This window comes from Wolbachia endosymbiont of Rhagoletis indifferens (genome assembly GCF_048537595.1).
Lineage (GTDB): Bacteria > Pseudomonadota > Alphaproteobacteria > Rickettsiales > Anaplasmataceae > Wolbachia.
The window spans coordinates 904,871-920,901 of sequence record NZ_CP175923.1 but is presented as its reverse complement, the minus strand read 5'-3'; the positions used below and the strand labels follow the sequence as shown (position 1 = coordinate 920,901).

17 protein-coding genes are annotated in these 16,031 nt (G+C 35.6%); 6 read left to right on the top strand and 11 right to left on the bottom strand.

What is annotated here, in order from left to right:
- The first annotated feature begins 30 nt into the window (after positions 1–30).
- Positions 31–2,574 carry an AsmA-like C-terminal region-containing protein gene (locus tag ACJZL1_RS04885; RefSeq protein ID WP_419247083.1) on the top strand — a complete coding sequence of 848 codons (2,544 nt, stop codon included), beginning with the start codon at positions 31–33 and terminating at the stop codon, positions 2,572–2,574.
- A 90-nt stretch (positions 2,575–2,664) separates the two neighbouring features.
- On the opposite strand, the gene ACJZL1_RS04880 is transcribed toward ACJZL1_RS04885, so the two are convergent.
- From ACJZL1_RS04880 to ACJZL1_RS04865, 4 genes are all read right to left on the bottom strand, one after another.
- On the bottom strand, positions 2,665–3,402 hold the full coding sequence (locus tag ACJZL1_RS04880) for an ankyrin repeat domain-containing protein (protein ID WP_419247082.1): 738 nt from the start codon (positions 3,400–3,402) through the stop codon (positions 2,665–2,667).
- Positions 3,403–3,482: 80 nt separating this feature from the next.
- Entirely contained in the window at positions 3,483–4,667 is a 1,185-nt protein-coding gene (locus tag ACJZL1_RS04875) for a phage portal protein (protein ID WP_419247081.1), read from the bottom strand.
- Between the two features lie 235 nt (positions 4,668–4,902).
- Positions 4,903–5,145 (bottom strand): type II toxin-antitoxin system RelE family toxin, encoded by a 243-nt coding sequence (locus ACJZL1_RS04870; RefSeq protein ID WP_264688493.1) that lies wholly within the window; start codon positions 5,143–5,145, stop codon positions 4,903–4,905.
- A complete protein-coding gene (locus tag ACJZL1_RS04865) occupies positions 5,142–5,375 on the bottom strand; it encodes a DUF6290 family protein (protein WP_010081986.1) in 234 nt (77 codons plus the stop codon). The genes ACJZL1_RS04870 and ACJZL1_RS04865 overlap by 4 nt, the downstream gene beginning before the upstream one ends.
- Before the next feature lie 251 nt (positions 5,376–5,626).
- On the opposite strand from ACJZL1_RS04865, the gene lipB reads away from it, so the two are divergent.
- Together lipB and ACJZL1_RS04855 are read left to right on the top strand one after the other, a co-directional pair.
- The gene (gene lipB, locus ACJZL1_RS04860; protein ID WP_419247080.1) at positions 5,627–6,244 is read left to right on the top strand and encodes a lipoyl(octanoyl) transferase LipB; all 618 of its coding nucleotides are present in this window, start codon (positions 5,627–5,629) and stop codon (positions 6,242–6,244) included.
- Between the two features lie 233 nt (positions 6,245–6,477).
- Positions 6,478–7,479: an LD-carboxypeptidase gene (locus tag ACJZL1_RS04855; RefSeq protein WP_265026663.1), complete on the top strand. Its 1,002-nt coding sequence runs from the start codon at positions 6,478–6,480 to the stop codon at positions 7,477–7,479.
- Between the two features lie 340 nt (positions 7,480–7,819).
- Here ACJZL1_RS04855 and terL read toward each other — a convergent pair whose 3' ends face one another.
- Positions 7,820–9,271: a phage terminase large subunit gene (terL, locus tag ACJZL1_RS04850; protein ID WP_419247079.1), complete on the bottom strand. Its 1,452-nt coding sequence runs from the start codon at positions 9,269–9,271 to the stop codon at positions 7,820–7,822.
- A 16-nt stretch (positions 9,272–9,287) separates the two neighbouring features.
- Here terL and ACJZL1_RS04845 point away from each other — a divergent pair, with 16 nt between their 5' ends.
- The gene (locus tag ACJZL1_RS04845; protein WP_264736214.1) at positions 9,288–9,416 is read left to right on the top strand and encodes a hypothetical protein; all 129 of its coding nucleotides are present in this window, start codon (positions 9,288–9,290) and stop codon (positions 9,414–9,416) included.
- 142 nt (positions 9,417–9,558) lie between these two features.
- Here the strand turns inward: ACJZL1_RS04845 and ACJZL1_RS04840 are convergent, their stop codons facing one another.
- The 5 genes from ACJZL1_RS04840 to trmD all read right to left on the bottom strand — a co-directional run bounded on the left by ACJZL1_RS04840 (position 9,559) and on the right by trmD (position 13,722).
- Complete coding sequence (locus ACJZL1_RS04840; RefSeq protein ID WP_419247078.1) at positions 9,559–9,708, bottom strand: hypothetical protein; 150 nt, start codon at positions 9,706–9,708, stop codon at positions 9,559–9,561.
- Positions 9,709–10,409: 701 nt separating this feature from the next.
- Positions 10,410–11,207, bottom strand: coding sequence for a phosphoribosylformylglycinamidine synthase subunit PurQ (locus ACJZL1_RS04835; RefSeq protein WP_419247077.1), 798 nt, complete (start codon positions 11,205–11,207; stop codon positions 10,410–10,412).
- A 6-nt stretch (positions 11,208–11,213) separates the two neighbouring features.
- A complete protein-coding gene (gene pstA, locus ACJZL1_RS04830; RefSeq protein ID WP_419247076.1) occupies positions 11,214–12,464 on the bottom strand; it encodes a phosphate ABC transporter permease PstA in 1,251 nt (416 codons plus the stop codon).
- A gap of 186 nt (positions 12,465–12,650) precedes the next feature.
- On the bottom strand, positions 12,651–13,028 hold the full coding sequence (rplS, locus tag ACJZL1_RS04825) for a 50S ribosomal protein L19 (protein ID WP_265026039.1): 378 nt from the start codon (positions 13,026–13,028) through the stop codon (positions 12,651–12,653).
- Complete coding sequence (gene trmD / locus ACJZL1_RS04820; protein WP_265026040.1) at positions 13,012–13,722, bottom strand: tRNA (guanosine(37)-N1)-methyltransferase TrmD; 711 nt, start codon at positions 13,720–13,722, stop codon at positions 13,012–13,014. The genes rplS and trmD overlap by 17 nt, the downstream gene beginning before the upstream one ends.
- 74 nt (positions 13,723–13,796) lie before the next feature.
- Here trmD and purC point away from each other — a divergent pair, with 74 nt between their 5' ends.
- Entirely contained in the window at positions 13,797–14,519 is a 723-nt protein-coding gene (gene purC / locus ACJZL1_RS04815; RefSeq protein WP_265026041.1) for a phosphoribosylaminoimidazolesuccinocarboxamide synthase, read from the top strand.
- Here the strand turns inward: purC and purM are convergent.
- Positions 14,516–15,553: a phosphoribosylformylglycinamidine cyclo-ligase gene (gene purM, locus ACJZL1_RS04810; RefSeq protein WP_265034836.1), complete on the bottom strand. Its 1,038-nt coding sequence runs from the start codon at positions 15,551–15,553 to the stop codon at positions 14,516–14,518. The two genes, purC and purM, sit on opposite strands and share 4 nt — an antisense overlap.
- Positions 15,554–15,686: 133 nt before the next feature.
- Here purM and ACJZL1_RS04805 point away from each other — a divergent pair, with 133 nt between their 5' ends.
- Entirely contained in the window at positions 15,687–15,980 is a 294-nt protein-coding gene (locus tag ACJZL1_RS04805; RefSeq protein ID WP_265026043.1) for a hypothetical protein, read from the top strand.
- Positions 15,981–16,031: the final 51 nt, after the last annotated feature.

The window sequence follows — 16,031 nt, the reverse complement described above, 5'->3', positions numbered from 1 at the left end:
ACGAAAGGATGCTGGAATGAGAGGTCTACTATGAGACTTTCTTTATATGCCATATTATCAATCTCGTTGCTATTAATTCTCATGCACGTTGCTGCAACTTTTAAGGATTGGAGTGGCTACAGGAAATATATCATAAAAGAGTTGGAGAGGACGTATGATGCTAAAGTGCATATTGGAGGGAAAGTTAAAGTTTCATTGATTACCCCAAAGCTCACTATCTATAATGTATATATACAATACAACGAAAATAAAGAGCAAAAGTTGTCAGATTTAATTAGTGTAAGAAAAATTGAGGTAAAACCGTCACTCCTATCGTTGTTTTTATTTTCGTTGCAACCAAAGTCAATCACATTGTTTGGTATGAAAAGCAACAAAGAAAATTTACTTAATATTATAAATACAAAAGCCAGTGGTAACACAGTCGATATAGTAATAAAAGACAGCCAAGTAAGTTTTAAGAGTGATTTCGCTGATATTGTTAACATAAAGGAGGTTGCTGTAAAAAAAAATAGGCAATTCTCCGGTAAAGTAAAGGTAGGTGATAATAATTACGATTTTTCAGGAAAGGTTGATATCACAAAAAAGAATGTACACATTAGTGTTGAATCAAATTTTGTAAATTTGCTATTTACAGGTAATAGAAATCAAGAAGAACTCCAGGGTAATTTAACATTAACAATTAATAACAGTTCCGGTTCTGTGAGTGATTTAGCAAAAATCATTAATCTTAGCTTTCTCTCTTGTGTTATTCCTAGCGAAAATATCAAGATATCATCCAATATAAGTCTTAATGAAAGTGAGTTTACGGCAACTGACTTAAAAATTGATTCCAAAAGCATGCAAGCCAGTGGTACAATACAAAATGATAGAAAAGGCGATCACACTAATCTCAATATTAGCTTCAGTAAAGTCGACTTAGATTCCATACAAGACAATTCACAAAAAACAACGAATATAAAAGACCTTCTGGAATGTTTTAGAGCAGTTGTGCCAAAGAACTTGAGCTTAAATTTTAATATGGAAGCTTCTAACATTCAATATCAAAACAAAATATTGGACAATTTCCGTGCTGTACTAAAATCCACTGATGGCAAAGTAAAAGTTAATACGCTTCTCAAATTTCCTGGAATCAATAATATATCTTATTTATCAGGAGAGATCTCAAACAATAATGCCCTATCTGAATTCAACGGTGATTTGTTAGTAGAAGGAAATGATTTTGGGTCATTCATTTCATGTTTTTTTCCTTCTATAAAGATGAAAGAAGACCAGAAAAATCAATTTACACTAAGTTCTAAACTGCACCTTGCACCAAGAATATTATCTATCTCAGACATTAGACTGCTAAATAATAAGGAATCCTTGCAAGGATCAATTAGAGTAAGCCACACAAAAAAACACAATGTGATCAATGGTGAATTTAGCATGCATAATCTTGATGCAGATAAATATGATCATTCATTATTTAGCAGTTTATCTAAAATGCAACGGCTGAAAAATTTTCAGTATGATGCAAATATAAAGGCCAGTGTTAATAACCTTACATTGAATGATACGAAAATTAAAAATTTAGATTTTTTGCTGAAAATGGAAAAAGGTAAGCTAGTTGCAGATAAAATAAAACTATCTGGAGAAGATTTCGATATTACCGGTAATGCAAAAATATTAGTAGATCAAAAATACGCCAAACCTTTATTAGATGTGAACCTCACGGGCAGTAAATTTAATGGAAATATCTTTAAATTACCGAATTTAGTAGAGGTAAAAAGAAATTCAAGAAATGAGATAGATCAAATTCAATGGTCAACAAAGCAGCTTGATTTTTTGGATGACAAAAAAGGCTTTGATGCAAATGTGCAAATCAATACTACAGAATTTAAAACCGAGCAGAATGTTTTGAAAGATTTTAATTTGGATGCGGTAATGAGAAACAACACTATCACTATCAGGCAGGCAAGTTACGTATTAGAACACGGGCAAGTGTTTTTTCAGGGTTATTTAAGATCAGACTCAATAAATACAAGGTTTTCTATTGTAAATTTGGACACTAAAAAGATTGGTAAGGTTATAGGAATTGACAATGTAAATGGTCAGGTAAGCTTAAATGGTGAAATCAAAACTCAAGGAAAAAGTTTTCATGATTGGGCTAGTAACTTATCAGGAGATGTAAATTTACAAGCGCAGGGAATAGAATTTACTAATGTGGATTTTAATTCATTTATCACTAATTTGTTAAGCAGTAAGAATAAATCTGAAATTTCCACATTTGCTTATGTTGATATATATAATGGCAAGACATTTTTTGAAAATATTAGCGGAAAAGCAAGTATTAAGAGTGGTATATGTTCAACTAGTTTACAATTCGGGATTGATCAAGCATCAGGGTCAATCTCTTCTAATTTAACCTTATCTAACTTCACTTTAAATTCTATATTCAGGTTCTTTTTCATTCCACCAGGTTATAGTAATCCAATCTATATCGATATGCATTTGGATGGCCCTATTTGGCGTCCTAAGATGAGTTTTGATGTAGACCAAATCTTCACCGCTTTAGTTAGCAAGAGAAATGGTTGATTTACTTAGGCGTACGGTTTAGGGGACAATGAACTCATCTATCTCCAAGTTAGATATTTTGGTGAAGAGCACATAAGTTCCTATGTCTAACTAACAATAAGACCGACCAACTGTTTGAAATTGCTCAGTGTTTGTGTTGTTAAAGCTTGTGCTTGGTGTATTAACATCCACTCCACCTGCAAACAATAATCGCATTATCTCTTCACGGCCTAACTGAGTAGCATAACGTAAAAGAGTAAGCCCAAAATTATCTGTTGCTTTAACACTTGCTCCGCTTGCAAGCAATAATTTCATCCCCTCTATGCAACCTGCACAAGCAGCATAATGTAAAGGAGTAAATCCAAAATTATCTATTGCTTCAATACTTGCTCCTTTTTCAAGCAATAATTTCACCCCCTCTATGTAACCTGCGCGAGCAGCATAATGCAAAGGAGTAAGCCCAAAATTATTTACTGCTTCAACATTTGCTTCGCTTGCAAGCAGCAATTCTACTACCCATTCGCAGCCTGAATGAATAGCATAATGTAAAGGAGTAAGCCCAAAATTATCTATTGCTTTAACATCTGCTCCGCTTGCAAGCAGCAATCTTACTATCCTTCCGCGGCCTAACTGAGTAGCATAATGTAAAGGAGTAAGCCCAAAATTATCTGTTGCTTTAACACTTGCTCCACTTGCAAGCAATAATTCCACCTCCACTACGCACCCTGCGCGAACAGCATGATATAAAGGAGTAGCACTATAATGATTTGCTACATTAACATTTGCTTTGTTTTCATGCGAAGAAGTAAATCTAAAACTATTTATTAAATTTTCTTGTTGTCTATTCATAAACTACCTCCAATTTACTAACCTATCACAACTTACACCTATCAACAATATTACTATACTTAGTAATAAATATCAAAATTTCAATTCAATATATCACCACCTGGCAGTGGTGGCAAGCCAAATGCTTCTCTTTTTTCATTGAGCGTCATGAAGCTTGCATTTTCTACGTATTTCCACAACTTTTGTCTCTTTTCCATGAGAATTTCTATTGCATCTTTGTCATACGACAAGCACAGATCTTCACCAAATCTTGGTGTCAGCCAAGAATTCAGGTGACAGATAATATTTTCTAGCGTTGGTAAAACCGTCTGTTCCCAGAGGGATAAGCGTGCTTCGACTAAATTGCTATAAGTGTTATCACCTGGTATGCCAAGCAACTGCGGCGGGACACCAAAAGCCAGGGCAATATCGCGGGCTGAACTGTGTTTGGACTCAATAAAATCCATATCCCTTGGCGATAAGCTCATTTCTTTCCACTCCAAGCCTCCTTCAAGCAATATCGGTCTTCCAGCATTGACAGGACCTGAATAATGATCATTTATTTGCTCTTTTAAGCGTTGGTACTGCTCTTGACTTAAACTTCCACCACTTCCATCTTTCGCTGATTTCACAACTATTGCACCACTTGGTCTTGCCCCATTTTGCAACATCGCTTGATTCCAAGCACCCGCCTGATTATGTTGATCTATACTGTACGCGGCTGCTTCAATTGGTGATAACCCATACCAATCATTCAAAGGGTTAAAGGTCTTTAGGTGCAACACTGCTGAACATCCAGTTAGTTTATCAACTTTAAAGTCATAACTATTGTTATTTATGGCATAACGATAGATATAAGGAACGTTATTTCTCCCTGGAACAATTTCAACCCTATCGGGGCGCAGAAGATAAAGCTCCGTTGGTGGTTTTCTATTGTTCTGCGATTCAACCATCAATATATAAGAATTGCCGTTAACTAACCGATAAGTTACAATTCCCTCAATAAATTCCGATTTTGATGTCATTGGGTTAGGAGAATAAAGTAATTTCAGTAATGGATGAACTTTTAATTGTGATTTCCCCTGATCAGTAAGCCGGCAGAGAGTAAGAGGTACCGAAGATGCAGCACTTGCAATCATATTGATTGCTCGAAAGGCAATAACATTTTTTATGTAACCTTCCTCAGCAAAACTTACATAATCACGCTTACTCCAACTTGGTTCCATCATTAGTTGCAAAGCAGAGTATTCACTGCTTTTCTTTTTTTGAAAAATGTTGAAATTCATATGTGCCTCCTAAAAAATTGAATTTGTGGTAGAATTATATCAATTGGTGTCACAGGAAGGATATACTAACGTACGAACATTATGTTTGAGAGCAATCTCTACACAGTAGTTAAATGGCAGGCACAATAAGGGGTAGCAAAAAGAATGAGCTTTTTTTTTGAGCTGAGCGAAGCCACCTAAGGTAGAAAATGAATCAGGAAGGAGTAAAAATATATTTAATGTTTATATGATGTACTTACTTATAAATATCTTTTCTGTGTCCTATCTCTGTGATAACCACTTCATATTTTATAATATTTACGGAATAGATAACGCGATAATCACCTACCCTTAATCTTCTTTGTCCTTTAAATCTGTAATATAATGGCTCACCAAGGTTAATGGGATCAATTGTAAGGCGCTTATTTATCGCATTTATGATCCTTAATCTTATTGTTTTTGGAAGAGCTGGAAGGTCTTTCTCAAGAACGCTTTCTATGAAGATAATATTGTATTCCAGTCTACATCCTCACTTCTAATTTTCTTTACACCTGAAACATTACGTTTAGCAGCACGCTCAATTAGTATTTTATCTTCCTCATTTTCAATTGCTTCTTGTATTAGCTTCTCTGTTAGTTCTTTAATGGACTTATTTCTTATTTTAGCCAGTCCAGCAAGACACTCTGAAATTTCGTTGTTGAAAGTTATGCTAAATTTTGAGTTTGCCATATATTTTACCTAAAATCTACTAATAATTATACAACATTTTTCTGAATTTTTCAATAAAAAAAGTTGCCTATACGTAAAGAGGACCTGTGTTGACAAACAATTAAACATTTGTCATGTACTATGTTTGTTAAGGAGAAATAGCACAGAAGTTAGTATTAAGTATATTAGGAATAAGAAAGGCTGCGCTCAGTGTCACACACTGGAATAACAGGAAAAAACGAACTGCTATACTAAAAAAAAAGAAATAGAATATGACAGAATGGCTAATATCTAATCAGCTTATTGATTATAACTGTGCCGTAAAATCTATGGAAGAAAAAATTCAACAAATTTACAATAATTCAGCAGACGAATTAGTATGGCTACTCCAGCACCCTCCACTTTATACTGCAGGAATCAGTGCAACAGATGATGATATTGTTGAAAAACTATTTCCTATATATAAAACAGGAAGGGGTGGTAAACACACATATCATGGTCCAGGACAGCGCATCATATATTTAATGTTAAACCTTAAAAAAAGAAATAAATGCGACATAAAGCTATATATTAGAGACCTAAGTAAGTGGATAATAAATGTTTTAAAGCAATTTAATATACTTGGAGAATTTAAAGAGGATAGAATAGGTATTTGGGTAAACCATAACGGAGTAGAAAAAAAAATTGCAGCTTTTGGTATCCGTTTAAGAAAATGGGTAACTTATCATGGCATAGCGCTTAACGTCTTTCCAGACCTCTCTCATTATAAGGGTATTATTCCTTGTGGACTGCAAGATTATGGCGTCACGTCAATGGAAGAACTAGGAGTGAAAGTTCCACTCTCTGAATTGGATGATATACTAAAAAAAGAGTTTTATAAGATATTTTAATGATTGTTTATCTTTTATATTTCATTCTCACTTTATGTGCTAACACACAACTGTACGAACGTTGTAGTTTGGGAGCAATTCCCACCAGTGGGGTGTCATCCCAGTGCCCAGACACTGGGATCCAGCTTCTATGCAACTTAATTAAAAACGTTTGTTTTAGCGTAAGACAACTACCTTTAGCTCATCAGCTCAGTTATAAGCAAAATTTCTGGATTCCAGTGTCAAGCACTAGAATGACACCATTTGCTGTGCAATTTACCTTCAAAAATGAATGTTCGTACAGCTATGGTGCTAACACAGGTATTCATGCAATCGACCAAGTTGATATTATTGCTCCTTCTTCGAAAGGAAAAGAATCAGATCTGACTACCATAAAAGGGTATGTAGAAGCTTTGGACTTTAATCCCCATATTTCGGAGAAAATATATAGTAATGATAATCCATTTTATTCCAACTCTGATGAATTCAGAGCAAATGATTTGATTAATGCACTAACTAATGATAGTAAAATAATTTGGTGTATCAGAGGAGGAGAAGGGGCTTCTCGGTTAATTCCCTATCTAGAAAAGTTACCCAATGATAAAAAAGAAAGGATTGCTCAAAACAAAAAAATCCTCATAGGCTATAGCGATATAACTGCCTTGCACATCTATCTACAAGTCAAATATGATTGGCAAACTCTTCATGGTACCATGTTGGAAATGATAGTAAATAACTCCGTTTCTGAAAGCTCTGTTGAAAAATTGAAAGAGTTAATTCTTAACAAGCGGGATTCTATCAGATTTGATAACCTAAAAATGATAAATAATGGCATTAGACTAAAAGATGGCAGATTAGAGTCTAAAATCATCGGTGGTAATATGACTTTAGTTGAAAACAGTATAGGAACTGCTTGGCAAATAAATGCGAAAGGTAAAATTCTATTTTTAGAGGACATAAGAGTCTACCCATACGCAATAGAGCGCAGTTTAGATCACTTAAAGCAAGCCCACATCTTTGATGGAGTACATGCAGTAATCTTTGGGGATTTCGTTAACTGTTATAATGATAATCTTGTTGAAGTTGTAAAAGAAAGGTTTGCAAAAAGTGTTAACTTTCCTGTATTTACAATGAAAGGGGTAGGCCATAGACATACAAATGACCCTTTACCTCTTAACACTCACGCTATTATTAGCGTTCAAGACGAAAAAGAAGGTTTGTTTTTTATGGACGTGCAGAATGTTAGCTACACATAGCTGATAGCTCACTAGGCTTCTTTTGAAATTGTTAAGGTAATTGTCATCCCAGTGCCCTGACTACTTGGATCCAGAAGACTTAATTTTAACCAAGCAGGCTGCATAATAAAGGCTGGATTCCAGCGTCACGCGCTGGAATGACAAGGTATAAACCTTATCGTCATGCCGCCGCGAACCGTCATACCGCGATTCATTCGCGGTATCTCATCAGCTAACAAGCAGCAGTCCTACGTCATACCGCCGTGGTATCTTTTAGCATAGATCCCGCTAACACGTAGCGGGATGACGGTTGTCAGGGTGTCATGCAAGTAGCTGACTACTTGGATCTGGTAGACTCAAATCACAATGCCCGTAAAGCTGCGACCCTAGAGCTACTATCTCTCACCCACTGCAAATATTGCACGGTACTATCCACTTGATCATCGTGTCGAGTTTCAGGAAACATTAAAATCTCATACTCAAAATCGTTCAGCCATACTGCTTGGTGCGGCAGAAAAACCTTGCCAGACTCTATAATCGGAACAATTTGATAAAATCGAGTGAGTTTGTCATCATGTGGTACTATTTCGATAATTGGTAAATCACTGTTTGTCTTTAGCTCTTGCACCAATTGCTGACCACTTGTTTTTGCTTCGATTAAAATTGCGTGTGGCGTCCATCTTGCAGCTAGTGATAGAACTTGCTCTTTAAGCTTTGGATACTCAAGCTTTGCGCGATATACATCGAGTAAATAGAATTTATTGCCCACTTTTGTCCAGGTGGTGCAGACGCTAAAGTTGCTAGTGTTGCTTGTTGAAACTGCAGTGTCCCAGCTTTGAGTTACATGCGAGAGACTATCAGGAAAATTTCTATAGCGCTTCAGCCACTCTCGTTTAATTATACCACTTGAAAGTGGCAGAGGATTTTGTTGATATTGTGCAGCAAAAGCATAACTCCCAAGTTCAGCCTTTATCATCTCAACTTCTTCTTTTCCTCCATCGAGGGGATATAGCAACTGACCTTCTTCTCTTGAATATAATATCCTTACAGGTGACGCTGGTTTATTATACAACCGCCTGGTCGCACAGTGCTGAGCTACTCGGATGACAGGAACAGGAGGCATTGGCTTTTTGATTGAATAAATAACCTGCTTATTTTCAGAAATCATTGGCAAACAAATATGATGCCATATGTTTTTTGGCTTGGAGAGAAGGTGTCCGGTCAAATCTTCCTGATGTAGCCTGTGCATCACAAGAACGATTACTCCTTTTTTTCTGTCGTTAAGCCTGGTTACTAGAGTCTGATCAAACCAGTTTATAGCGCGCTTTCTAAACATTTCACTCAAAGCTTGAGCAGAACTGAGCGGATCGTCCACGATGATGAAATCACCACCTTCACCGGTTAATGTTCCTCCAACTGATGTTGCGATTCTGTATCCTCTTTGCACTGTTTGGAATTTGTATTTGGTATTCTGATCTTTGGATAGTTCTACCTCTGGAAATAGCTTTTTATACCAACCAGATTGCATTACGCACCTTGTATCAAGCGAGTGCTTTTCGCTGAGCAGCCGAGAGTAACTTGCAACTATTATCCTCGCGGTTGGCTGATTTCCCAGTATCCATGCGGGCCATGCAACACTAGCGCACAGGGACTTCATTGAACGCGGAGGCATATTGAATATTATTCGCCTCACTTCACCAACGCTCACTGCTTCTAGCCTGTCTGCTATGACTTTTATGTACTGATAATCATTATACTCACACCCCGGCACCACCGTTTGAAAGCATAACTCAATGAATTTTAGAAAGTTCATGATATAATGTTGAAAGATGTCATCCCAGTGCTTGACACTGGGATGGCTTTGTTGCATCGCTACTTATGAAAGGCTAACTATAGCTAGGATTATAAGCAACCTATTGAAAATCTTGTTTTTTTGCAATCAATCTGATCAAATTTAAGAATAGTAATTTATTATTTATATTAATAAACTTAATTCTATTGAAAATAGCTAAAGCATTGAAATTCTTGAATTTTAGCCGGATTAGTGAGTGGTAGTGAAATTTCTTTTACTCAAATTTAGGTATTCACTGACCGTTCTTGTTATAAATACCAGAATAATAAGCTACTGATATTCTCCATCTTTTTTATCTTTAATCCATCATAGCTAGCGATGCAACAAAGCCCACTGGGATCCAGAAGACTTAATTTCAACCAAGTGGCTGCATAATAAAGGCTGGATTCCAGTGCCAAGCACTGGAATGACAGCAATCTACGTCATACCGCCGCGGTATCTCTAGATCCCGCTAACAAGCAGCGGGATGACGGTTGTCAGCTTCCCCTGTCATCCCAGTAGCTCCTTCGGTGTCATCCCAGTGTCAAGCACTGGGATGACACCATTTGTTGTGTTTAACAAAGTTCGTACTTAGCTTCATGTTAGCTACAAACGTTAAGAAATTTACCAAATGAAAAAAAAGGCAAAAGAAGCCCCGTGGTTATTATCCGCTTTAAAATATTGGCGTTTTTTATGTTTTAAACGCTTGACAAGCGAGATTCAGCTGCTTTTAATTGCAACTAACCTACGCTGCAAATGTTTAAGAAATTTACCAAGCAGAAAAAAAGACAAAGAATCCCCGAGTTAGCTAGTCTTTTACTATCTCTGTCGAGTATTGGCATTTTTTGATGTCTTGTAACGCTTTATAAGCGCGTTCAGCTTATTTAGATAAAAATCTAGATGTAGATGAAGTTTTGTAAAGACATACAGTATCTATATACTGCAAAAAATTGAACATAAGACGCCGATACATTAAGTAATCCTTACCTTTTAATCTGCAGATTGGCGAAAGCAAATACAATAGCTTCAGTTTCATGATAAGAGGGCTGGCAAGGCTTGTCAAGCAAGTTTTTTGCAATATCAGGGGATAATTTCGACCATAAATCCCTATCAATAAATTTTAACAAAAATACTTTAGTGCATTTTCAAATATAAGCATTCCATCGCCATATTTTGGTATAGCACTTCCTAAACGTTTACATTTTTCTTTTTCAAGAGGCCAATTATCTTGCTGAGTAAAAAATATTCCCCTTTCTGGATGGGGCATTAAAGCCAATACTCTCCCACTTTTATCTGATAAAGCTGCCAGATCGTATGTAGATCCGTTCGGATTGTAAGGAACTTGTAGGTTAGCATAGTTGCCATTTTCATCAATGTAACGTAATGCGGTGGAATTGCTCTCAATCAATTGGTTCAAAATATCTTGATCCATAAAAAATTTGCCTTCCCCATGAGCAATAGGGAGATATAGTTCACTCAGGCCCCGTAGCCAAACAGAATTACTCTTTGAATTAACTCTCACTCTAATCCAACGGCATTGATAATTGCCTATATCATTATGGATTAAAGCTAGACTAGAGAATTCTGGAATTAACTTTACTAATATCTGACAACCATTACATATTCCTATAATCAGCTTGTCCTGAGATAAAAACTCTTGAAACTCATCCAACAAGTTGTTTTTAATACGTAAAGCAAACGCATTACCAGCACCAGTGTCATCACCATAGGAAAAACCCCCTGGAATTGCAAGTATATTGCTTAATTTCAGTTCACCTGGATTATCTATGATATCGTTAATGTGAACGATTTTTACTTCAATATTACCAATACCAAGTTTTCTGCTGCATTCCATAAATGCAAATGCAGTTTCTTTTTCGCAATTTAAGCCATAACCAGATAGGACTGTGATTTTCATGAATTGCTAAAAATTAAAAAATTCGAATTTCTTTTTTACAAAATTTGCTACTAAATTTAACGCAAATAACACCAATAATAAAGCTATAATTGCGATAGCAGCAAGTTCAACAAATGCAATTTCAGGACTGCTTGACCATATGTATATTTGCACAGGTAGAACAGTTGCCGGATCGAAGAAGGACATAGGTGTATCAGCAATAAATGCTACCATACCTATCATAAGTAAAGGGGAAGATTCACCTAAAATCCTTGCAATTGCAAGCACAGTACCATGTATTATTCTTGGTAATGCAATCGGCAGAGAGTGATCTAATATCACCTTGATGTGAGGTGCACCGAGCGCAAACGCTGCATCTTTTATCGTAATAGGAACATTCGCAAAGGCATTTTTTGTTGCAATTATAATATTAGGTAACATCATAAATGAAAGAGTCATTCCACCAACAAGTGGTGAAGAGCGTGGTAGCCCAAATATGCCAAGATAGAGAGTTAAGCCTACTACACCAAATATTATTGAAGGCACTGCAGCAAGATTATTTATGCTAATTTCTACAATATTAGTCATTAGCCTATTTTTAGGCATAAATTCGTAAAGACAGATGCCCGACATAATTCCTATTGGTAATGCTAATGCTAGGCACACTATAATTGTCATCAATGAGCCGATAAACGCTCCTAAAATCCCTGCATTTTCAGGTTCACGAGAGTCAGATTTAAGGAATAAAGACTTATTAAAAAATTTTTTCACTCTCCTCTTTTCTTTTAGCCAATCAAGTAATTTAGCATAATGATCATTCAAATGTTTATCTTTATTTATTGAATTAATTATACTTGACGCGGTAAACCAGATCTCATATTCACCACTATCTTTTACTTTCTTACGAAAAAATTTCTCTAGTTCTTTGTAAGAATTACGACTTAAAATTTCGTCACTGTCTTTAAAATCAGTTCCTTTAAACACCTTACGTAAAGAATCGTTGAGTAAGCCAATGGACTTATACCGCAAATCACTAGGACTACTCGCCAAAGTAAGATCAGCATTTATTTCAACTGGCAATAAAATTTTCGTTACTGTTAAGGCGCTATAGGAATTAACTAATATACTTAACAATATACATATAGGACAGCCAAGTGAGATAACTAGTGCCGTGAAAGAGCAAAAGCGTAATGCTCTGTTCTTTTTATTTTTCCTTTTTATACGAGCGTGCACACGCCTTGACTGAAGTAATTTAAGGAATTTTTTCTTTATACTCATTTACTTTTCTTTTGTCATCCAAGTAGTTGACACACAGCCGTATGGACATTTATTTGCGAAGGTAGTATGTTAAATGTTATAGCCACTTTTGCCTCAAACACAAAGGTGTCATCTCAGTGTCAGCTACTTAGATGACAGTGAAAAAATACATTTGGATGACACCATTGATATCATTCTCTGTTGTACCTACTTAGATTTCTTTTTAACATAAGTGGTACGTTCTTTGATCCTTGCAGCTTTTCCAAACAGCTTGCACAGATAATACAGTTTTGCTCTACGAACCTTTCCTTTTCTTGTCACTTGCACTGAAACCAGTGCAGGAGAATAAACAAAAAATTGAGACACTATACTTTCTCCATGACTTACTTTTCTGACCGCAAAAGAAGAATGTAACCCGCGGTTCCTTTTTGATATACATACACCTTCAAATATCTGTATACGCTCACTTGCACCATCAACTACCTTGAAAGTAATCTTCAGATCATCGCCAGGACGAAATTCTGGTACTTCTTTAGCTAACATTTGCATTTGTTGCTTATTGAACTTTTCAAGTAAATTTGTCATTTATCTCTCCATCTAATAATTCAGGCCGACGCTTTTTTGTTACAACTTGAGACTGTTTCTGCCTCCAATCACTTATTTTTTTGTGATTGCCAGATAACAGAACCTCAGGTACTTTATATCCTTTCCACTGCTCAGGTCTAGTATATTGAGGATATTCAAGCATACCACCACCATAATTAAAACTTTCTTCAGTAATACTATCGGAATTATTTACTACACCTGGAAGAAGCCTAATGCATGCATCAAGAACCACCATCGCAGCTGGCTCACCTCCTGAAAGTATATAATCTCCGATACTTAACTCATAAGGAGTATACGCATCAATTATCCTTTGGTCAATACCTTCAAATCGACCACACAATATTGTTATATGAGGAAACTCTAATAATTCTCTAGCAATATTCTGATTAAACTTTGCGCCAGATGGAGTCATGTAAATAAACTTAGTGTTTTTATGAACAGAGAGCATACTATCTACTGCACTACCAATTACATCAGGGCGCATAACCATTCCTGCTCCACCTCCATATGGAACATCGTCTATCGTTGAATGTTTATCTTTAGCAAAAGAACGAATATTTACTACTTCAAGGTTCCATATTTTTTTTTCTAACGCTTTTCCGGCAAGAGAATAGTTCAAAAACCCAGGGAACATTTCTGGAAATATGGTTAATATTGTAACATTGAATGCCATTAAGGTTTATTTTAAGTTATTTGGGGCTATACTCTAAAAACAGTAAATTGATATAATATATAGTTAAATTAAGCATGTCACTGAATAAAACGATATACGAAGGTAAAGCGAAAGCCATTATTGAAACTGAAGACCCATTAACTGTTATACAGCACTTTAAAGATGATGTTACAGCATTCAATAAGGAAAAATATGAAATTATTGAGGGCAAAGGAATAATTAATAATCATGTTAGTGCTTTTATCATGGAAAAACTTGAGAAAGCAGGAACTAGCACGCACTTTATAAAAACTCTAAACGAAAGAGAACAGCTAGTCAAAAAGCTCAAGATAATACCTCTTGAGGTGGTAGTTAGAAATGTTGCAGCTGGCAGCTTTTGCAAACGTTTTAATATCAAAGAAGGTGAGGCACTTACATCTCCTATAATCGAGTTTTTTTACAAAAATGATGACCTAGCCGACCCAATGGTGAATGAAAATCACATACTGTATTTTGATTGGCTATCTAGCAAAGAAATGGATGAAGTTAAAACTACAACTTTAAAAATCAACGAAATCTTAGTCCACCTATTTTCAAATGCAAGTATATATTTAGTTGATCTCAAGTTAGAATTTGGCAGATTAATAAATGACAGTACTAAAATCATTTTAGCCGATGAAATCAGCCCTGATAACTGCAGGTTATGGGATAAAAATACTTATAAAAAGCTAGATAAAGACGTCTTTCGTTTGAATTTAGAAGATTTAAAGGAAGCGTACCTAGAAGTTGCAAAAAGACTGTCAGTAAAGTTAGATTAACTAAATACTACTCTATCAAGTGGAGGGTTACATGCCTCATCAAGTTTTCCAATAATTTCAATTTTTTCTCCACGTTTTTGGAAATGATTTTTCACGTTTTGCATATTCTCAGGACCTACGATCAATACCATGCCAATACCACAATTAAATGTTTTTAGCATTTCTTTCTTCTCTATTTTACCCTCCTTTGTTAGCCATAAAAATATATCTGGCCATTTCCAGGAATTAATGTCTATGTTTGCAAATAAGTTTTTTGGAAGAATCCGCGGAATATTATCTATCAAGCCACCACCTGTTATATGTGCAATGCCTTTTACCTTTGGCATAATAGGCAACAAAGAATCAACATATATTTTTGTTGGTTCAAGTAGTATTTCACTCCAAGATTTATTATTCCATAGAGATGTATCGTTATAATTTATACCTAAGCTTTTGAAAATATGGCGCACCAAAGAAAACCCATTTGAGTGAATTCCACTTGACTCTAAGCCAACTATATAATCACCTGCTTTCATCATGCTACAGTTTGGAAGAATTTGCTTTCGATCAACTACACCAACCACAAACCCTGCAAGGTCATAGTGATTATTACCATACATTCCAGGCATTTCTGCAGTTTCTCCACCAACCAATGCTATTTTAGCTTGCTTGCACCCCTTTGCAATGCCCTGGACCACAGATAATAAAACGTCTTTGCTCAAAACGCCTGTTGCAAAGTAATCAAGGAAAAATAAAGGCGTTGCTCCTTGTGCAAGTAAGTCATTTACACACATTGCAACTAAATCTATACCTATAGTATCATGCCTATTCACTTCTTGAGCTATCAAAAGTTTCGTACCTACTCCATCAGTTGAGGAAACGAGTACTGGATGGTCATATTTCTTACTTAGTGCAGCAAAATCAAACAACGCAGAAAATGAACCTATTTCGCTGATTACTTCTTCTCTAGTAGTTTCTTGAGCAATAGGCTTGACTTCTTTTATTAACTTATTATATAGTTCAAGATCTATTCCTGATCTGACATAAGTATTCATAATCCTTCTATAAATTTTAAAATTGTTAATACTATATTAATGCCTTGATATAAAAAGTGCAACGAAACTTTCTCTTAATTGACTATTATATGCTTACCAATATAGGGTAACTTAAATCATTTATAATTATCCAATGAACAAAAATACCAAAAACATACTGTTAATAACGGAACTGCTATCAGGACAGCTGCTTCATGACTTTGCTAACTCTATGAATGGAATAATGTTTGGCTTGGAAGAGCTTGAAGTAATAGATAAGAACGATGCTGATGCGCAGAAGGAAGCGTTGTCGTTGCTTAAAGAAAGCTCCGATGATTTAATATATAAATATAAAGTTATGAAGCAGGCATATTCTTCTTCAATGGATAATTATAGCTTTGATCAGACCAAATCTAATATCGAAAATTATTTATTAAAAAAAAAGTAAAGCTTACGTGGAAAATAGACGCATACTCTGCAGAAAATAAGGAAGATTTAA